This window comes from Rugamonas sp. GW822-FHT03B10, from assembly GCF_058801745.1.
In genome coordinates this window covers 18,402-38,140 of the sequence record NZ_JBXANP010000015.1, presented here as the reverse complement: position 1 = coordinate 38,140, position 19,739 = coordinate 18,402, and the positions used below count along the sequence as shown (strand labels likewise).

Sequence of the window (19,739 nt, the reverse complement as noted above, 5' to 3'; positions counted from 1 at the left end):
GGCTAACGCAGCGTTGAGCCATGGTGCGATGCATGCGTCCGCGCGCGGGCGGAGGCACAGGTGTGTTTAATCGGGCGCCCAGACGGGCAGGCCGGTCAGGTCCAGATTGTCGTCGCGCTTCCACACGGGCAGGCCGGTGGTGTCGGTCGGCTCCAGCAGTTCGAGCTGCACCTGCTGGAGCGTGGCGCGCCGCGGGCGCGGCCCGAGCGGACGCTTGGGCTCCGGCTCGAGCGGCGCGGCGGGACTGAAGCCGGGCAGGTCGAACGTCGCGTTATCTTTTTTATCTCTCATTTCAAAATCTCTTGCCCACCGCGCGCGCCTGCGCGGGCGATGGAGCGGCCCTGGCTGCGAACCGCTTGAACGGCGCGGCGCGCGAATATGCGCCGCTCAAAATAAAAGCCCGGCTGTGGCAGTCGGGCTCGGTAAATAGCGCGTGCAGTGTATCACAAACCGTTTTGACCGTGGGCGGCCCGGCCCGGCGCGATGGGCGCCGGGCATTGGGGGCAGGCGGGCAGGCGGTGCGTCAGCGGAAGCTGAGCGCCGCCGTCAGGTCGCCCGGCGGCAGCGCGCCGCGCGCCCGGAACGCGGCGTTGCGCGCGGCCAGACCTTCCAGCAGCGGCAGATCGTGCAGGCGCGTGATCAGGCGCAGGATGGAGGTGGTGTCGTAGAAGTTGTGGTCGACCTGGCCTTTTTTCGCATACGGCGAGACGATGATGGCCGGCACGCGCGAACCGGGGCCCCAGCGGTCGCCCTTGGGCGGCGCCACGTTGTCCCACCAGCCGCCGTTCTCGTCGAAGGTGATCACCACCACCATGTCCTTCCACTGCGGCGATTTCTTCAGGTGCTCGATCACGTTGGCGACGTGCTGGTCGCCCGATTCCACGTCCGAATAACCGGCGTGCAGGTTCAGGTTCCCTTGCGGCTTGTAGAAGGTCACGGCCGGCAGCTTGCCGGCCACCACGTCGGCCAGGAATTTGTTCGAGATCGGGCTGTCACCGAGGCCGCCATCGCGCAGGTGTGCGGCGCGCGCGGCGGTGCCGGGGGCGAACTGTTGGAAGTAGTTGAATGGCTGGTGGTGATACTGGAAATTCGGCTTGGCGCCACCGCCGCGTGCGTCCAGCGCGGCCTGGAACGCGCCGCCGTACCACGCCCAGCTCACCGACTTGGCCGACAGCAGGTCGCCGATGGTCTGGTAGGTTTGCGGCGGCAGGACATTGGCGTCGGCCGGATCGGCCAGCAGCGGGTCGCCCCCCGGCGCGGGGCGGATGTAGCTGGGCTGGTAGGGCGGGGCCATGGTGTTGACAGCGTAGCCATCGGGCGTGATGGCGCCGTCGTTGACGAACTTGGGCGGGCCTTCCAGCGCGCCGGGACAGTCGGGCGCCACGGCCAGGCGGACGCCTTGCGGTCCGTCGGCCAGTACAGCGATCTTCTTCTTCGCCGCTGTATCGGCCGCGTTGAAATACTCGGGCGTGCGGCCGCTGATCAGGAACTGGTGGTTCAGGTAGGAGCCGCCGAAAGCGGCCATGAAGAAGTTGTCGCACAGCGTGTACTGTTCGGCGATCTTCCACAGGCCCAGGTTCTTGCTCGTTTCGCCGTAATAGCCCATCACCAGGCCACCGGCGTTGCCCCAGGCCGCGAAGCCGTCGTTCTTGCCGCCGTTGATCTGCATCTGGTTATGGTAGAACAGGTGCCACAGGTCGCGCGTGACGACGGCTTCCGGCAGCGGCTTGCCTTCCGTGTCCACCAGTTTGAACGGGCCGTTGGGCAGATCCTTGATCTGGTCTTCCTTGATCGCGTAGTGCTTGCCGCCGATGTCCTGGCTGTTGGGGACCATGCCGCCCCAGACCTTGGGCAGCACGGGCAGCACGCTGCCGTCACGGTCCCTTTGCAGGCAGGCCTCCGGCGCCACGCCCGACAGCGGCGCCTGCGTGCCGGGGAAGTTCGCGAACAGGTTGTTGAAGCTGCGGTTTTCCAGATAGATCACCACGACGTGCTTGACGTGGGCTTTCAGCTTGGCGTCCAGCGAGCCCTTCACGCTCTTGTGGGCGGGCGCCGCCTCCGCCAGTTCGGGCAGGGTGGTGGCCAGGCCGACCGCCGTCGCCGCCTGGAAGATGCGCCGGCGCGCGGGATTGGCCGGAAGGTCGTCTGCTGGATAGTGCTGGTCTTCTGGTTTGTCGTTCACGCGCTGCTCCTTGGTGATGGCCGGGTGGGAAATTACAGTAGGCGCAATTGTGACAGTTTGTCCAGAAAGTGCAAAGCAGGCGGGCTGGCGATTGCCGTTGCCCGCTCAAGCGCATGGCATGGCATGGCATGGTATGTGCCATGAGGCGGCCGGAAACGAAAAAGCCGCTGATCCTTTCGCAAGAATCAACGGCTTCGAATTTGGTTGCGGGGACAGGATTTGAACCTGTGACCTTCGGGTTATGAGCCCGACGAGCTGCCAGACTGCTCCACCCCGCGTCTGTGTGCCCGAATTATATAGACGTTTGCTGCGCTGCGCAAGTGCCGGAATAAGATGGACTTATATTTCTGCGTAATTCTTAAGTGGCGCTTATATGGACGCGCGGGTGAACCGGGGCTCGGGGGCGCCCCGGTGCGTGGTCAGGCCGCGCCCAGGCGCCACAGCGACGTCACCTCGGCGGCGCGGGCCGCGTGCAGCGGATCGCTGGCGTCGGCCGCGCGCGGATGCATGGGTTTGACGTCGTGACGGCCCAATACCTTCAGGCCGGCGGCGGCGATCCAGTCCAGCAGTTGCTGGCGTGGCCGCAGTCCCAGATGCTCGGCCAGGTCGGACAGGATCAGCCAACCTTCGCCGCCCGGTGCCAGATGGGCCGCCAGTCCGTCCAGGAAGCCGCGCAGCATGCGGCTGTCCGGATCGTAGACGGCGTATTCGATCGGTGAACTGGGGCGTGCCGGCACCCACGGCGGATTGCACACCACCAGCGGCGCGCGGCCCTCGGGGAACAGGTCGGCTTCCACCAGCTCGACCTGCTGGTCCAGATCCAGCCGCGCCAGGTTCTCGCGCGCGCAGCTCAGGGCGCGCCGGTCCTGGTCCGTGGCGACCACGCGCGCCACGCCGCGTTTGGCCAGCACGGCCGACAGCACGCCCGTGCCCACGCCGATGTCGAACGCCAGCTTGGCGCCGGCCGGCAGCGGCGTGTCGGCCACCAGCTGCACGTATTCGCCGCGCACCGGCGAGAACACGCCATAGTGCGGGTGGATGCGCGCACCCAGCGCCGCGATCTCGACGCCCGTGCGGCGCCATTCATGCGCGCCGATCAGGCCAAGCAGCTCGCGCAGCGAGGCGATGAACGGCTCCTCGCCCCGGTCGTACGCTTCATTGCAGGCCAGTTTCACGTCCGGCGCCCGGCGCAGCGGGATGCCGTAGTCGGCGTCGAACGGAATCAGCAGCATGGCCAGCGTGCGCGCCCGTTGCGACTGGGCCTGGCGGTGCAGGTGGAACGCGTCGGTGGGCGTGGCCGGTACTTTGGCTGTCTTGGGCGCCTTCTTGCCACCTTTGCCGTGCTTGTGGTCGGCGCGCCGCGCCAGCGCTTGCAGCAACTGGCGCGCGTTCTGGAAGTCGCCGCGCCACAGCAGGGCCGTGCCTTCGCAGGCCAGGCGGTACGCCACGTCGGCATTGGTACGGTCATCGGCGATGACGACGCGCTTGGGCGGGGGCATGCCTGCTTCCGAGCGCCAGCGGGCCGTCTGTTCGGCGCCGTTCTCCTGCCAGTGGATGTGCTGGATCGGGGCGGTCATGCTGCCACCTGCATGCGTTGCGGGGAGCGTGGAGCGGAGGAATGAAGGGGCATCTTGGGGCAATCGGTACGGTGGATAGGGGCGGGCGCCACGTTGTGCAAGCCACCGGCACTGCCGCGACGGGTGTGCTGGCAGGACGAGGGGGCAACGATGGCGCGAATGTGGCCGCTATTATACGTGGCGATTCAGAGCCGGGCCGACGCGCCCACCGGTGACGCCGTCCCCATGCCACGGACGACGCCGCGCAGGCGTGGCATCAGTGGTCGGTCTGCGATGACGGTGGCGGGGCGGAGTCAGGCGGCCAACGCCGCGCTTGGGTCGGCGTCGGTGCCCGCTGTCGCGCTGGCGGCGGTGCTGGTGCCGGTGCCGGTGCTGGCTGACACCGTCGTTTCCGATGGCGCGCTCGTTGCTGGCGATGGTGATGGTGATTGCGATGGCACCGCGCCGGCTTGCGCCGCGTCGGTGGCGGCCGGCGCCGCGCCATACGCGTCCGCGACGGACTTGGCGCGCGCCTCGGCGCCGTTGGGCGGCGCGTAGGTGTCTTTGTGCTTGCTGTCGACCAGGCTCAGCAGACGCAACGACAGGTTGCGCAATGTTGTACGGTCGATATTGTTGCCATTGCTCTTGTCGCCGGCGCCAGGGTCGACCGACAGGCTCGATTGCAGGTTACGCCCGATCAGCTGGAACAGGTCGGCCAGCGTGCCGGGGAAGTCCACGTTCGGGAACTGCACCGTCGGCAGGCCGCTGGTGTCCGCGTGACTGGTTTGCCCTGTGCCGCCAGCAGTGCCGGTGGTTCCCTGGCCGCCGCTGGCGCCCTGCGCGGCGGCTGTACTTGAACTGTGCTGGCCCGCCAGCGCCGTGTATTGGTCGCTGTACTGGACTTCGATCTCGAAGTCGAACTTGCGGCCATCGGCCGTCGTGATCGTGCCTTTCCCCAGGAAGTGGGTGCTGTCCGTCAGTTGCACGCCCGCCGCGTCGGTGCTGCCATTGGGGCCGGTGCTGTGCTGCACGGCCGCGCTCAGGCTCGATTGGGCGTCCAGGCTGACGGAGTCGAACGAGATGGCCGCGCCTTTGCCGGCATCGCCGAACAGGTTCTGGGCGAAGCTGCCCAGCAGGCTTTGGGCCAGGTCCACCGTCGAATTGCCGAGCGAAGACAGGCGCTTCTCCAGGTCGACGCCACTGTTGGACAGGGAAATGGCGCTGTCGCTGCCCGCCGCCTTGGGCGCGGGGACGTTGGCTGGCCGGGCATCGGCCTGCGCAAGGGCGGCAGGGTATGCTTGCGCCGGCAACGTGCGGGCGCCGAGTGCGGAGATGGTAGACATGGCAGTTTCCTGAGGATGGTACTTACGATAACGACCCCGGAGTCAAAAACTTGAGGTCTTTATTGCAATTAATGGTGATGCGACCAGCTGCCATCGGGCGATGCCAGATAGGACTGGACCGCTTCCTTCTGACCGGTGGCGTGGCGTTTGACTTCGCCGCACTGGCAAATACCCTGGTAGGGCTGGATGTGGGAGCAGGCCGATACCTTTTGCAGGAAGACCTGGACCGATTTGCCGCAGTTGGCGCATTTGAACGTGAGGGTGCGTGGGGCTTTAAGCATGATCTGGATGAATCGCGGACAAAGGCGCGATTCTATCATCAGGCCACGACGTCGAGCCGGGGCGGGGCCGGTGGCGTCATCTCGTATGCGCGCCGGACCGATTCGGCCGTAGGGGGCTGTTGTAGCGGCGCCACTTGCGCGCCGGTCGACGGCGCGCTGGCCGCTCCCGCCTGCTGCGCCGTTTCGACCGCCAGTTCAGCCCGGGCCTGTTGTTCCATTTGCTGCGCCTGGGCGGCCACCGCGCGGTCCGGGCCGGACGGGTCGGCCGGTGCCAGCGCGGCGGCCTGGATGGTGCGGGCGCGGGTGATGGTCTCCTCGGGCGTGCGTCCGGGCGAGGTGTCGATGTGGACTTCGCCGCCGATGGCGTAATCGACCCCGTTCGGGCCGCGCTGGTAAGTGTAGGAGGCGCCGGAGACGGCCATGCCCCCGGCGGCGGCCAGGTGCGCCTGTTCGTGCTGGCGCACCTCCGTGTCGCGCGTTTTGAGCCGGTCGATCAGGGCCAGCGCCTGCGGCGTCAGCGTGGTGGTGCTGGAGGCGGTGGACTGGGGCGCCGGGGCAGGGGCGGCAGTGCCGGTCGCTGCACGGTCGCCTGGGGCGCCGGCGCGCGCGTCGCCATTGGCCGTGGCGCGGGTGGCGTCCTGCCCTGCGGTGCCGGACGCGGCACGCAGGGCCACCGAGGGCGGCGGCACGGTGCTTGCGCTGGCGGGGATGGCGGCTGTGCTCATGGCGGCGGGACGGAGTGGCCCAGGTTGGCGAACGACCTGCGAACTTGTCCAGATAATAGCAAATCCGGCCCCGCCCCGCTGTAGCAATTGGTTGCAATTGAAGGGCGGAGGCGGCGAGGCGCGCGTCAACTGAAAGGACGCCGTGGCGTTGAGGGTGTGTCCGGCGATGCGACCAGCGTCGCCGCCGCAGTCCTACCGCCAAGAGGTCACGCCATGGAGCAGTCCAAGCAACCGAGCAAGGAATCCGTCCGACAGTGGTTGCAAAACCAGATCGTGGAGCGTCGTCCGCCGCCCGACCCGCAACAGATCCGGCGTGAACTGGGGTGGGAGCTGATCAGGATGTCGCGGCCCGCCAACGCGCGCGAGCGCTGAGTCGGCGGGCCGCGACGCCGCGGGCCTTATTCCACCGTGACGGCGCTCTTGCCCCCGGCTGACGGCTGGACCAGGATCCTGGTGGCGATGCGGTCCGTCATCTCCTGCACGTGCGAGATGACGCCAACTTTGCGTCCCATCGATTGCAGGCCGTCCAGCGCATCCATGGCCACCCGCAGCGTGTCCGCATCCAGGCTGCCGAAGCCCTCGTCGATGAACAGCGACTCCACCCGCACGCGGTTGGACGACAGCGACGCCAGCCCCAGCGCCAGCGCCAGCGACACGAGGAACGATTCGCCACCCGACAGCGAATGCACGGAGCGCATCTCGCCGCCCATGTCCTGGTCGCGCACGAGCAGGCCGAGCGACGGGTTGGCCGGATTGACAACGCGTTCGAGCTGATAGCGGCGCGCCAGTTGCCGCAGGTGGGCGTTGGCGTAACCGAGCAAAACCTCCAGCGTGAATTGCTGGGCGTAGTTGCGGAACTTCTTGCCATCGGCCGAGCCAATCAATTCGCTCATGCGCGCCCAGCGTTCTTCGATTGCTTCCTGACGTTCGATGTCCGCCAGCATGGCCTGGGCCTGGCGACGCTTCGCGTTGTCCTGCTCCAGCGCGAGGCGTGATGCGACGCTCGCCTCGTCGGCCTCGGCGCGGCGGGCCGCCAGCGCCTGCAACCGGTGCGCGATGCGCGTGGCTGGATCGTCTTCCAGCGCCGCCTCGGATGATGCATCCTCCGGGATCGCGTTCTGTTGCTGGCTGTCGCTGGCTTTGGCGCAGTCTTCCGCCAAGTCGGCCAATTCGGTCAACTCGGCCAACTCGGCCGGTTCCGGCGGCGCGTCGCGCAGGTGCTGCGCGCGCTGTTCCTGGCGCTCACGCAGCACGGCGGCTGCGTTGCCCGCCGCGCTGTCGAGCGCCTGCAAGGCGGTGCGTTCGGCGTGGATGGCATGCGGCGTGTGCGCCAGCAGCGCGTGCAGTTGCGCCGCATCGGCCAGCGGCGTGTCGGGCTGGCGCTGGTTGTACGACCGCAGCCAGTCGTCCAGGCCGTGGGCGGCCGCCTGCGCAGCCTCCCGCAGCGATACCAGGCCCGCTTGCGCCTGCGCCAGCGCCTCGTCCAGCCGCGCCGCGTCGTGCGCGGCCTGTTGTCCTTTGGCTTGTTGCGCCGCCACGCTGTCGCGGGCGGCGTCGATGGCCGCCTGCAGCGCGCCTTCAATGTCGGCCACTGGTCTGCCGTCCCAAAGCGCCATGCGCGCATCCTGGGCGGCGCGCAGCGCGGCGTCGGCCTGGCTGAAGGCGTGGCGGGCCGCAGCCGCATCCAGTGCCGTCTTGTCCCGCGCGGCCGTCAACGCGTGCAGTTCGACGCCGAAGGTGGCCAGCGCCAGGGCGCGCTGTTCGCTCGCCTCGTGCTGCGCCAGCCAGCTGCGGCTCTCGGCCTTGCGTGCCTCATAAAAGCGGGCCGGCCCGCTGCGCCAGTCGTCGCGCCAGTCCTCGACCGGAATGTCGCCGCCGCTGAAGGCCGGGTTCAAATCGTCGAGCAAGGCCGCCAGTTGCAGCGCCACTTCGATGCGTTGTTCGTCCAGCGCCTTGAGTTCGGCCGCCATGCCGGCCAGCGCCGTCCGCGCAGCGTTGGCCTGCTCCAGCAGGCGCGCATGCTCCGCGTTGGCCTGATCGCACGCGCGTTGCGCCTGGTCGCGCGCTGCGGCGGCGGCCCGTACGGCCGCCTCCTGCTGCTCGACCTGCTGCAATTCGCCGCGCGTGGCGGCCAGTTGCGCATCGAACCAGGCGACCCGCTGGTCCTCGTCTGGCAGGGCGGATTCCGAGTCTGCATCCCCGGTCAGCGGGTGGCTGCGCCAGGCCGCTTGGGCCAGTTGCAGCGCGTCGTGGACGCCGCGTGTTTCGGCCGCGATGTCGCCCAATTGTTCGATGCGGGACTGGACGATGGCGCGCTGGTTGGTCTGTTCGTTGGCGTTGGCCGTCACCTGGTCGCGGCAACGCACCACCTCGGAGCGCAGTCCCGCCAGCATGGCTTGCAGGGCGCCGTCGTCATGGCGGTAGGGATGCTCATGCGCGCCGCAGACGGGGCAGGGCGTATCGTCCTCCAGCGTGGCGCGCAGCTTTTCCACGCTTTCCGCGCAAGCCGCTTCGGCCAGCTTCAGCGAGCGCTCGGCCTGCGCGAACGCGGCCATGATGCCCACGTGTTCCTGCCGGGCCAACGCCAGTTGCGCTTCCGCCGTGGCCTTGGCCTGGTGGAGTTGCGCCGTTTGCGCTTCCAGCTGGCGGCTGCGGCGCTGGCGTGCGTCGAGCTCCAGCCACAGTTTTTCCGCACCGGCCAGCAGGTCGCGCCGTTGTTCCAGCTGGCTGCGGCGTTGCGGCAGGTGTTGGTCCGCGCAGGCCGCCAGCGCTTGGATGGCTTGCTGGCGCCGGGCTTCCAGCGCCTGCATGGCGGCGGCCGATTCGGCCAGCCGCGCACCGGCCTGCTCCTGTTGCTCGCGTTGCGCCTGGGCGGTGCGCTGTGCCCGCGCCAGTTCACGCGCCAGCTTTTCCGCCTGCGACGCGGCCTGGCCGGCCTGCACGAACAGCACGTCCCAGCGTTCCCAGGACGTGGCCAGTGTCTGCCATTGCTGGTGTTGTTGCAGCCACGCGGCGGCGCTGTCCTGGGCCGCCTGCAGCTTGCTGCGCTGCTCCAGCTTGTCGCGCAGGGTCGCGTTGGCCTGCGTGTCCGCCGCCTCGGCTTGGTCGCGTTGGCTGGCTGCCTGGCGATAGGCCGGCATCATGGCTTCGATGCGGGCATCCAGCGCCTTGGCCTGATCCAGTTGCGGCGAGGCGGCGCGCCGGGCTTGTTCCGCGTCCAGCAGTTGCGCCGTCGCCCGCGCCAGCGCGTCCGCCGCCTGCTGCTGCGCCAGCCGTGCCTGCGCGGCTTGCTCCTGGCGGGTGGCGATGGCCGTCTCGGTGCGGGCGATCTCGCCGGCGATGCGCGCCATGTCATCGGCCAGCGGGCGCGCGGCCTGCACCGCTTCGATCTGCGCCAGCGCGGTACGGCGCGGCGCCGCCGCTTCCACGTCGGCGGCGCATGCCTGCCAGCCCTGCAGCGCCTGTCGTTCGGCGGCGTGCAACTGGTCCGCCTGGCGATGCCAGCGCAGTTGCTGTTCCAGCGCGGCCTTGTGCTGGTCCAGTCGCGCCAGGGTGGCCTGGGCGTTCGCGTGGCGCTGTTCGTGGGCGGCCCGCTCCTCGGCGGCAAGGGGCTTCTGGTCCGCCAGGCGCAGGTTCAGTTGTTGCAGCTTCCCTTGTTCCAGCTTGGCCCGCTCGAACGCGCGGATCGAGATGTCGCTGTAGATTGTGCTGCCGGTGAGCGTCTCCAGCAGTTCGCCGCGTTCGTTGTCCTCGGCCTTCAGGAAGGTGGAGAACTCATTCTGGGCCAGCAGCACGGCGCGCGTGAACTGGTCGAACGACAGGCCGATGCGTTGCTCGATCGCGGCCTTCACTTCGGTCTTGGTGCCGCCCACGGCTTGCAACGTCGGCAGCAGGTGCAGGCTCATGGCCGTTGGTTGCAGCGCGCCTTCGGTCCTGGTGCGCGAGCGACGCACGCTCCAGCGCGCGCGGTAGCTGGCGCCGTCGTTGCCGACGAAATCGACTTCCGCGTAGCCCTCGGCCGTGCCGCGCCGCAGCAGGTTGCGCGGATCCTGCGTGGAGATGGTTTCGGCGCCCACGTCCGGCAGCACGCTGCGGCCCTGCACCTTGAGCAGGCGCGGGGTGGCGTCGTACAGTGCCAGGCACAGGGCATCGAGCAAGGTGCTTTTGCCGGCGCCGGTCGGACCGCTGATGGCGAACAGGCCGGCCGAGGCCAGCGGTTCGGTTTCGAAATCGACCTGGAACTCGCCGGCCAGCGAGGCCAGGTTCTTGCCCCGGATTTTCAGTATCTTCATGGTGTCGTAATGGCGGTCAGGCGCCCGGTAGCATCAGTTCGCCGAAGGCGCTCAACTGGTCGGCGGGCGCGTCGTTGCCGAATTTTTGGGTGTACAGGCGCTTGAAAATGTCGTCCGGTTTCAGCTGGGCCAACTGGTCCAGCGTCATGGCCTGATCGTGCTGGCTCGGTTCACGGGCGGCGCTGGAGGTCTCGATTTTCGCCAGCCGTAGCGGCTTGCCATCGAGCGCGGCCTCGATGCGCGCGCGCAGCCCCGGCTCGGGCGCGTCCAGCAGCACCCGCACTTCCAGCAAGGGCTGGGCGTGCGGTTCGGCCGGGACGGGCGCCAGCGCGGCCAGTTCCTCCAGCACCTGCGCCAGCGGCGCAGGCCTGGCCGGCACCCGCAGCAGCGGCACGGCGCGCGGTGCGGGCAGCGGCGTGATCGCGCCCACTTGTTCGCCCTCCACGTCGATCAGCAGCACCTGGTGCTGGTAGCCCACCTCCGCGAACGACAGCGGGATCGGGCTGCCGCAGTAGCGGATGTGCTGCTGCTTGCCCACCGCCTGCGCCAGATGCAGATGGCCGAGCGCCGCGTAGGCGATGGCGGGGCCGAAGATCCCGGCCGGCAGCATCTCCGTGCCGCCGATGACGATGCGGCGCTCCGAGTCGTTCGACATCTGGCCGTCCACCATGTGGCAGTGGCCCATGGCCACGATGGCCTGTCCCGGCTGGCGGCGCGCCTCGGCCAGCGCCAGCGCTTGCCGGTAGAGCAGGGCGATGCCGGCCAGGTAGGGATCGCCGGCCGGCGCCTGCCCGGTGGCGTCGTCGCCGTCCGCTGCTTCGTTGGCGGGTGCCGCGCGCGGCACGTCGCCAGGACGCAGGAAGGGCACGGCCAGGCACCACGCCCGCACCGCGCCGTCGCGGTCCGTCAGCGGCAACACCAGCTGTTCCAGGTCGATCTCGCCGTCCGCGCCGCGCCGCACGCTGCCCACCACCCGCGTGCCATGCGCTTCGAGCAGCGGGCCGGGCGCCTCCAGCCGTCCCGGCGAGTCGTGATTGCCGGCGATGACGATCAGGTTCAGGTGCGGCACGCGCTCGCTGGCCTGCCGCAGGAAGCGGTACAGCTGGTGCTGCGAGGCGGCCGACGGATTGGCGTTGTCGAACACGTCGCCCGCGATCAGCAGCGCGTCGACCTGCTGCGCGACGATGGTGTCGAGCAGCCAGTTCAGGAAGCACTGGTGCTCGTAGGCGCGGTCGAAATTATGGAGTGACTGGCCCAGATGCCAGTCGGACGTGTGCAGCAGACGCATGGAGATAGGGGGGCGCGGGCGGTAAAGCGCACAATATAGCGCAAGAAGGGCCGCCGCGGTTTGACGCAGTCGTCATCGGGCGGCCAGCCGGTCAGCCGCAGCCGGTGGCGCGCGCTCAGGCCGCGTGCACCACCGGCTGCGCCGGGCCGGCGCGGAAGGTGTTGCGGCCGGCCTGCTTGGCCTCGTACAGCAGCACGTCGGCCCGGTTGAGCAGTTCGGCCGGGGTCATGTCCTCGTCGCTGTAGAAGGTCAGGCCGATGCTGGCGGACACGCTGACCAACGTGCCATCGAGGTTGAACGGCGCCTGCATGGCGCTGACGATCTTCCCGGCCAGCATGGCCGCGTCCTCGGTGCGGCTGACGCGCTCCATGATGATGGTGAATTCGTCGCCGCCCAGCCGGGCGATGGTGTCGCTGGCCCGCATGGCGTGGGTCAGGCGCGCCGAGAACGACTTGAGCAGGGCATCGCCCACGCTGTGGCCGTAGGTGTCGTTGACGGGCTTGAAGCGGTCGATATCCATGTACATCACGGCCATCATGCTGGCGTTCTCGCGGCAGGCGGTCATGGCGTCGTGCAGCTTTTGCAGGAAGCCGGCGCGGTTGGTCAGGCCCGTCAGCGCGTCGATCTGCGACAGCTTGAGCAGGCGCTGCTTCTCGCGCTTTTGCGCCGTGATGTCCTGGCGCATGACGTGGAAGCCGATCACGGTGATGCCGTCCACGTCGTGCTGGGGGATGTAGACCACCTCGAAGGTGCGCTCGTAGCCCTGGCTGTTGTCCTCCTCCTCGAACGACAGCGTCTCGCCGCACAGCACGCGGCGGATGTAGGGCGCCAGGAAGGCGTAGCGTTCCTCGCCTATCGTCTCGCGCACGCTCTTGCCGTGCACGTGCAGGCCGACGCGGTTGAATTCGCGTTCGTAGGCGATGTTGTGGAAACGGTAGACCTCCTCGAAGTCGATGTAGGCGATCATGGCCGGCAGCGTGTCGGTGATGGTGCGCAGCCGCGCCTCGCTCTCGCGCAGCGCCATCACCGACTTGCGCATCAGCGTGATGTCGTCCAGCGTGCCGACGTAGCCATACAGTTTGCCGTCGACCGTCATGGCCGCCACCTTGAACGAGACCCATGTCACTTCGCCATCGGGGCGCAGGCAACGCACCGTGTCCTGCAACGGCTCGCGCGTCTCGGCCATGCGTTGCAGCGAGGCGGTCAGCTCCTGGCGGTCGTTCGGGTGCACGGCGTCCATCCAGGCGTCGCCCAGCGCCTGCTCGCGGGTCAGGCCGGTGATGGCCTCGAAGGTGCGGTTGACGTAGGTGCAGTGGCCGGCGCGGTCGGCCCGTATCATCCCCAGCGGCGAGGCGTCGTTGACGGCGGCCAGTTCAGCCTGGTTCTTGCGCATCGCCAGCTCGCTCTCCTTGCGGGCCGTGATGTCGCGCGTGGTCACGGCCACGCCGTTCTCGATGGCGACGATCTGGTGCCGCAGCCAGCGGGGCGGGCCGGGCAGGAAGTCGGCGTCGAATTCCTCCTCCAGCGGCAACCCGGTCTGCAGCACGCGCAGGTATTTGTCGAGGAAGCCGCGTTCGCGCAGGGCCGGCACGACGTCGAGCACGCGCCGGCCGACCAGTTCCTCGCGGCGGTGGCCCAGCAGTTGCGCGCCGCGCTCGTTCAAATCGGCGAAAGTGAAGTCGACGATGGGGTACGGCTTTTCGCGGGTGCGGCAGGCGCGCAGCAGATAGACGGCGTCCAGGCTGGCGTTGGCGGCCGCGCGCAGCATCAGCTGGGCCTCGCTCACCTGGCGCGCGCTGCGGCGCAGGCGCTGCGCCTGCTGCATCAGCAGGCCGCAGAACAGCAGCACCAGCAGCGAGGCGACGGTGACGGCGCCGTAATAGACGTTGCGCTGGTGGGTGAAGCGTGCCAGCGCCGCGTGCGAGGTGATGCCGACCACCGCCGTCAGGCCGTAGCGCGGCAGGTCGCGGTAGCTGTAGATGCGCTCCACCGCGTCGAACGGGTGCTTGAGCAGCAGTTCGTCGGCGCTGTCGGCCGACGGGCGGAAGTCGAGCGTGTCGCTGATGATCAGGCGTTCCTCCACCCGGCCGGTGGACAGCCCGCTGTCGCGGCTCACCAGCAACACGGCGCCCTGCTCCTCGACGTTGAGGCGGTCGTAGTCCTCCACGAAGATGGCCGGGTCGATCATGACCACGAACACGCCGGCGAAGCTGCCGTCGCGCGCGTTCAGGCGCCGCGACAACTGGATCTGCCACTTCCGGGTGGCCGGCTCCACCACCGGCGTGGTCACCAGCGTGGTGTCTGCCGGCGTGGTGGCGTGGGTGCGGAAGAACGCTTGCCGGCCGATGTCGGGCGCGAAGTAGCCGTGCATGCTGTCGACCACCTGGCCGCGCGCGTCGAGCAGGGCCATCGGCAATTCCAGCCGGGTTGGCAGCAGCGAATCGAGCAGGCCGTTGGGGCGGTTGAATTCGGCCAGCCGCAGCGCGCCGCCCGTCTCCTCGTATTTGAGCTTGAACAGCTGGCTGGCGTGGTCCGTCTGGCGCAGCAGGTGAGTGGCGTGTTCGGCCAGCGTGCGCGCCAGCGACTGGCTGCGCAGCACCGCCTCGGCGTGGGCGTTCTGGCGTTCCTGGCCCACCTGGTACACCACGGCCGTCCACATGGTGGCCAGCAACGCCAGCGCAAACACTGGTAACAGTATCCAACGATACAGGCGGCGCAGGAAGCGCAGTGCAGGGCTGAAGGCGATCGGTGTCATTGAGTATTCTGCATTCCCCGCGTCGGAGGTGGCATGCCGAGGCCGGCGGTCTTCAGGACGATTTCGCTTATTCTGCACGGAATTGCCCGCCTTGGGTGCCGCGCACGGCAAAAAAAAGTGTCCAAAGGCATCACTTCGGTGGCACAAAAAACACAGGCAATGTTGGTTTCTTTATTAGAATAGGCGTTCCGCGCACCGCGCCGGGGCCGCGCGGCCACCGGCCCACACCTGAGGAAGCAGGATTTGACCGTACCCACTCTGACCCTGGCGGCCGCCCGTGCGCTGCATCTGGCCGCCCAGGGCCTGTTGCAGCCGCGCCGCCGCAAGGCCGTGCAGGCCGACGTGCTGGCCGCCATCCGCCAGATGGGCGTGCTGCAGATCGACACCATCCACGTGGTCGCGCGCAGCCCCTACCTGGTGTTGTGGAGCCGGCTGGGCGACTATCCGCCGGTGTGGCTGGAACAGTCGCTGGAGCGCGGTGAACTGTTTGAATACTGGGCGCACGAGGCTTGCTTTGTGCCGGTCGAGGATTATGGACTGTACCGGCACAGAATGATAGATCCGGGCGCCATGGGCTGGAAGTATTCGGAGAAGTGGATGCGCGAGCGGCGCGCCGATGTCGATGCCGTGCTGGCCCACATCCGCGCCCATGGACCGGTGCGCTCGGCCGACTTCGAGCGCACCGACGGCCAGGCCGGCGGCTGGTGGGGCTGGAAGCCGGAAAAGCGCTCGCTGGAAGTGCTGTTCACGGCCGGGGTGCTGATGATCGCGCGCCGCCACAACTTCCAGCGGGTGTACGACCTGGCCGAACGGGTGCTGCCGGGCTGGGACGACAGCCGCATGCCGTCGCTGGAGCAGACCCGGCGCACGCTGGTGCTGAAGGCGGTCAAGGCGCTGGGCCTGGCCCGCGCCGCCTGGATCAGCGATTACTTCCGCACCCGCCCGCCGCGCCTGGACCCGCGCGCGCTGGTGGCCGAAGGCGCGCTGCTGGAGGCGCGCGTGGCCGGCTGGGACGATCCCGTGTATGTGCATCCGGACCACGCGGAGCTGCTCGCGGCGGCCGCCGCCGGCGCGCTGGCGCCCACCCTGACCACCATCTTGTCGCCGTTCGACCCCGTGGTGTGGGACCGCCGCCGCGCCCTGGAACTGTTCGGCTTCGATTACCGGCTCGAATGCTACACGCCGGCCGGGCAGCGCCGCTACGGCTATTTCACCTTGCCCATCCTGCGCCGGGGCGCGCTGGTGGGGCGGGTGGACGCCAAGGCGCACCGCAACGCCGGCGTGTTTGAGCTGAAATCGCTGGCGCTGGAGCCCGGCGTGCGCCTGAGCGAGCGCTTTGTGCGCGACGTGGCGGCCGCCCTGCAGCGCTGTGCGCAATGGCACGGCTGCCCGTGCGTACAGGTGAACGCCACTGTGCCGGCGCACTTCACGCAATTGTTACGGGCCCGGCTCAACCTCACCAACCAAGAACAGAAAGACGCTTCCGCATGATATTGCCCGCCGCCCCCGCCAGCCTGATCGGCCCCGACGGCCAGCCCGTGTTTGGCCGCTACGCCGGCCAGGTCGACCAGTTCGACTGGCCCCGGCTGGCGGCGCCCTATGCCCGCAACGCCCTGTGGCGCCGTTTCCACCACAAGCGCTGGCATTACATCGCGCTGGGCACGGAACGCATCTTCTGCGCCGTCGCCATCGTCGACGTGGGCTGGACCAGCACCGCCTTCGCCTACGCGTTCGACCGCGACGACGGCGACATGCTGGCCAACTTCTCGCAGGACGGCTTGCCCGGCCTGTCGGCCAGCCTGGCCGACAACGCGGCCGGCGCCAGCCGCTTCAAGACGCGCCGCAGCGACATCGCGATCGACAGCCCGGCACCGGGCCGCTACCGGCTCGCGCTGCGCTGCGACTACCTGGAGATCGACGCCGAATTCGGTCCCGGCACGGCGCCGCTGTTGCTGGCGTGCGGGGCGGTGGCCAAGGGTTCCGTGCACGCCACCCAGAAATCGACCGCCATGCCCGTCACGGGCCGGGTGCGCACCTTCCGCGACGAATACGACCTGGCCGGCGGCGTGGCCAGCTTCGACTATTCCAACGGCTTGCTGGCGCGCGAGACGGCCTGGCGCTGGGCGTCGGGCCACAACCTGGAGGTGGGCTTCAACCTGCAGGCCGGCTATTTCGGCGCCAACGAGAACGCGCTGTGGCTGGACGGCCAGTTGCATGCCCTGGGGCCGGCCCACTTCCTGTACGATAACAGCGACCCGCTGTCGCGCTGGCACATCTTCACCGAGGACGACCAGCTGGAACTGTTCTTCACGCCCGAGGGCGCGCGGCGCGAGGACAAGAACCTGGTGGTGGCGGCCAGCCGCTACCTGCAGCCGATCGGCACCTTCAGCGGCTGGGTGCGCACGGCGCCGGACGCGCCCAAGCGCATGGTCAACCAGCTGGTGGGCGTGACGGAAGACCACAGTTCACGCTGGTAGCCCTGGGCGGCATCGGCCGCGGCAACGGCATCAGCAAAAGAACCTGCAACAGCAACAGCAACAGCGCGGCGCGAGCCGGTAAGGATCAGGCATGAGCATCAGGCATCTCAAGCATTTATTCGCACCGGCCTCGGTGGCCGTGATCGGCGCGTCCGACAAGCCGCAACGCATCGGCACCCGCGTGCTGGCCAATCTGGTCGAAGGCGGCTACGCCGGCGCGCTGTGGCCCGTCAACCCGCGCCACGACCAGCTGCACGGCCTGCGCTGCTACGGCAAGGTGGGCGCGCTGCCGTCCGCGCCGGCGCTGGCCATCCTGTGCACGCCGCCGGCCACCATCCCCGGCCTGATCGCCGACCTGGGCGCGCGCGGCACCCGCGCCGCCATCGTGATGACGGCCGGCCTGGACGCCCATCGCGCCGGCGCGCGCAGCGTGCGCCAGGCCATGCTGGAGGCGGCGCGGCCGCACCGGCTGCGCATACTCGGTCCCGGCAGCGTGGGCCTGCAGGTGCCGGCGCTGGGCCTGAACGCCAGCTTCACGCACCTGGCGGCGGCGGCCGGCAAGCTGGCCTTCGTGTCGCAATCGGGCGCGCTCGGCACGGCCGTGCTGGACTGGGCCAGCCTGCGCGGCATCGGCTTTTCCACGTTTGTCGCGATGGGCGAGGGCGCCGACGTCGACTTCGGCGACCTGCTCGACTATCTGGCGGCCGACAACGACACGGCCGCCATCCTGCTGTGCGTGGAGCGCGTCAGCTGCGCGCGCAAGTTCATGTCGGCCGGCCGGCTGGCCGCGCGCGGCAAGCCCGTGATCGTGCTCAAGGTGGGGCGCGACCCGGACCCGGACGCCGAGCTGGCGTTCGACGCCGCCATCCGCCGCGCCGGCATGCTGCGCGTGTCTTCCACCGAGGACCTGTTCGACGCGGTCGAGACGCTGGCGCGCGCGCGCCAGCAGCGCGGCGAGCGGCTGGCCGTGCTGACCAATGGCGGCGGCCTGGGGCTGATCGCGGCCGACGCCCTGCAAACGGGCGGCGCCCATCTGGCCGCGTTGTCGCCGGAGACGGTGGAGCGGCTGCGCCAGCTGGACGCGCCGCAATCGAACCCGCTCGACCTGCTGGCCGACGCGCCCGTGGAGCGTTACAGCGGCGCCGTCGACGCGCTGCTGCACGAGCCGCAGGCGGACGCCTTGCTGTTCCTGCACGCGCCCACGGCCATGGTGCCGAGCGCCCAGATCGCCGAGGCGCTGGCGCCGCAGCTGCGGGCGGCCAGCCGCAACGTGCTCTCGTGCTGGCTGGGCGGACGCTCGGTGGCGGCGGCCCGCCAGACCTTCAGCGACGCCGGCCTGCCCACCTACGACACGCCGGAGAAGGCCGTGCATGGCTTCCTGCAGATCGTCCAGTACCGCCGCAACCAGGACCTGCTGATCGAGGTGCCGGCCCGGGTGCCGGCCGCCGCCGCGCCGCAGCGGGCGGCGGCCCAGGCGCTGGTGACGGCCGCGCTGGCGGCCGGCCACACGGCGCTCGACGCGCGCGACACCTGCGCGCTGCTGGCCGCCTACGGCATCCCGATGGCGGCCACGGAGTTCGCGGCCGACGCCGAGCAGGCGCTGGCGGCCGCGCGCCGCATCGGCTATCCGGTCGCGCTCAAGGCCGGCGCGCACGACATCGGCCGCAAGGCCGACGTGGGCGGCGTGGTGCTGGACCTGGAGGACGACGCCATGCTGCACGCGGCCGCCTGCGCCATGCGCGAGCGGGTGCGGCGGCTGCGGCCGGCCGCCAGTCCCGGCTTCGCCGTGCAGCAGATGGCGCGCCGGCCGCAGGCGCAGGAACTGGCGATCCGGGTCCGGGCCGACCCCGTGTTCGGCCCCGTGATCGTGTTCGGCCAGGGCGGCCCGGCGGCCGAGGTGGCCGACGACCGCGTGGCCGGCCTGCCGCCGCTGAACATGGTGCTGGCGCGCGACATGGTGGGCCGCACCCGTGTGGCGCGCCTGCTGGCCGGCTATGGCGACCACGCGCCGGCCGACGCCGACGCCATCGGCCGCGCGCTGGTGCAGGTGGCCGAGATGGTGGCCGACCTGCCCGAGCTGGCCGAACTGGAAATCAACCCGCTGCTGGCCGACGCCGACGGCGTGCTGGCGCTGGACGCCGAGATCCGGCTGGCGCCGCCGCGCACCAGGGCCGACATGGCGATCCGGCCATATCCGCAGGAACTGGAGCAGGCGCTGGCGTGGCAGGGCCGCACCATCGTGCTGCGCCCGATCCGCCCGGAGGACGCGCCGCAGCACCTGGCGTTCTTCCGCGCGCTGGCGCCGGACGACGTGCGGCTGCGCTTCTTCTCGGCCATGCGCGAGCTGCCGCCGTCGCAGCTGGCGCGCCTGACCCAGATCGATTACGACCGCGCCATGGCCTTCATCGCCACCGCCAGCGGCGCCGACGGCCAGCCCGAAACGCTGGGCGTGGTGCGGGCCGTGGTCGATTCGGACAACCAGAGCGCCGAATTCGCCATCATCGTGCGCTCCGACCTCAAGGGGCTGGGCCTGGGCCGCATCCTGTTCCAGAAGCTGGTCGATTATTTCCGCGCGCGGGGCACGGTCGAGCTGAGCGGCGAGGCCTTGTCGGAAAACCATGGTGTGCAGGACCTGGTGCGCCACTTCGGCGGCGCCGTGCTGCCCCATGCGGAGGCCGGCATGGTCAACCTGCGCCTACCGTTGCAACCGGTCAACTGATGCGGCGCAGTATTTGATATTGCACAAGACGGCGTTGTCGGAATTCTTTACACTGGTAGTTCCTCGCTTGACGCTGCCGCCCCCTATGCGGTTCCGCGAGACAATAATTCCGAGACAACAA

The 19,739-nt window shown here is 69.4% G+C and carries 13 protein-coding genes and 1 tRNA gene; 4 read left to right on the top strand and 10 right to left on the bottom strand.

The features are described from left to right. Positions 1-66: 66 nt before the first annotated feature. From AC1RQG_RS20710 to AC1RQG_RS20680, 7 genes are all read right to left on the bottom strand, one after another. Positions 67-291 carry a hypothetical protein gene (locus AC1RQG_RS20710; RefSeq protein WP_493134145.1) on the bottom strand — a complete coding sequence of 75 codons (225 nt, stop codon included), beginning with the start codon at positions 289-291 and terminating at the stop codon, positions 67-69. Positions 292-523: 232 nt separating this feature from the next. Next, a complete protein-coding gene (locus AC1RQG_RS20705; protein WP_493134143.1) occupies positions 524-2,182 on the bottom strand; it encodes an acid phosphatase in 1,659 nt (552 codons plus the stop codon). A 201-nt stretch (positions 2,183-2,383) separates the two neighbouring features. Then, a tRNA-Met gene (locus tag AC1RQG_RS20700) sits at positions 2,384-2,460 on the bottom strand. Positions 2,461-2,601: 141 nt separating this feature from the next. Next, positions 2,602-3,759 carry a methyltransferase gene (locus AC1RQG_RS20695; RefSeq protein ID WP_493134141.1) on the bottom strand — a complete coding sequence of 386 codons (1,158 nt, stop codon included), beginning with the start codon at positions 3,757-3,759 and terminating at the stop codon, positions 2,602-2,604. Positions 3,760-4,052: 293 nt separating this feature from the next. Continuing rightward, a complete protein-coding gene (locus tag AC1RQG_RS20690) occupies positions 4,053-5,081 on the bottom strand; it encodes a hypothetical protein (protein ID WP_493134139.1) in 1,029 nt (342 codons plus the stop codon). 68 nt (positions 5,082-5,149) lie between these two features. After that, a complete protein-coding gene (locus AC1RQG_RS20685) occupies positions 5,150-5,362 on the bottom strand; it encodes a hypothetical protein (RefSeq protein ID WP_493134137.1) in 213 nt (70 codons plus the stop codon). A 38-nt stretch (positions 5,363-5,400) separates the two neighbouring features. Beyond that, on the bottom strand, positions 5,401-6,087 hold the full coding sequence (locus AC1RQG_RS20680) for a putative metalloprotease CJM1_0395 family protein (RefSeq protein WP_493134135.1): 687 nt from the start codon (positions 6,085-6,087) through the stop codon (positions 5,401-5,403). A 213-nt stretch (positions 6,088-6,300) separates the two neighbouring features. Here AC1RQG_RS20680 and AC1RQG_RS20675 point away from each other — a divergent pair, with 213 nt between their 5' ends. Further along, positions 6,301-6,459: a hypothetical protein gene (locus AC1RQG_RS20675; RefSeq protein ID WP_182159197.1), complete on the top strand. Its 159-nt coding sequence runs from the start codon at positions 6,301-6,303 to the stop codon at positions 6,457-6,459. A 26-nt stretch (positions 6,460-6,485) separates the two neighbouring features. Here the strand turns inward: AC1RQG_RS20675 and AC1RQG_RS20670 are convergent, their stop codons facing one another. The 3 genes from AC1RQG_RS20670 to AC1RQG_RS20660 form a co-directional block, all read right to left on the bottom strand. After that, positions 6,486-10,379: an AAA family ATPase gene (locus tag AC1RQG_RS20670; protein WP_493134133.1), complete on the bottom strand. Its 3,894-nt coding sequence runs from the start codon at positions 10,377-10,379 to the stop codon at positions 6,486-6,488. 16 nt (positions 10,380-10,395) lie between these two features. Further along, the gene (locus AC1RQG_RS20665) at positions 10,396-11,667 is read right to left on the bottom strand and encodes an exonuclease SbcCD subunit D C-terminal domain-containing protein (protein WP_493134131.1); all 1,272 of its coding nucleotides are present in this window, start codon (positions 11,665-11,667) and stop codon (positions 10,396-10,398) included. Between the two features lie 115 nt (positions 11,668-11,782). Continuing rightward, positions 11,783-14,422 carry a sensor domain-containing diguanylate cyclase gene (locus tag AC1RQG_RS20660; protein ID WP_493134129.1) on the bottom strand — a complete coding sequence of 880 codons (2,640 nt, stop codon included), beginning with the start codon at positions 14,420-14,422 and terminating at the stop codon, positions 11,783-11,785. A gap of 243 nt (positions 14,423-14,665) precedes the next feature. Here AC1RQG_RS20660 and AC1RQG_RS20655 point away from each other — a divergent pair, with 243 nt between their 5' ends. From AC1RQG_RS20655 to AC1RQG_RS20645, 3 genes are all read left to right on the top strand, one after another. Then, positions 14,666-15,913 carry a winged helix-turn-helix domain-containing protein gene (locus AC1RQG_RS20655; protein ID WP_493134127.1) on the top strand — a complete coding sequence of 416 codons (1,248 nt, stop codon included), beginning with the start codon at positions 14,666-14,668 and terminating at the stop codon, positions 15,911-15,913. Further along, positions 15,910-16,899: a DUF2804 domain-containing protein gene (locus AC1RQG_RS20650; RefSeq protein WP_493134125.1), complete on the top strand. Its 990-nt coding sequence runs from the start codon at positions 15,910-15,912 to the stop codon at positions 16,897-16,899. Before AC1RQG_RS20655 ends, AC1RQG_RS20650 begins: the two co-directional genes overlap by 4 nt. Before the next feature lie 91 nt (positions 16,900-16,990). Further along, positions 16,991-19,618 carry a bifunctional acetate--CoA ligase family protein/GNAT family N-acetyltransferase gene (locus tag AC1RQG_RS20645; RefSeq protein WP_493134123.1) on the top strand — a complete coding sequence of 876 codons (2,628 nt, stop codon included), beginning with the start codon at positions 16,991-16,993 and terminating at the stop codon, positions 19,616-19,618. Positions 19,619-19,739: the final 121 nt, after the last annotated feature.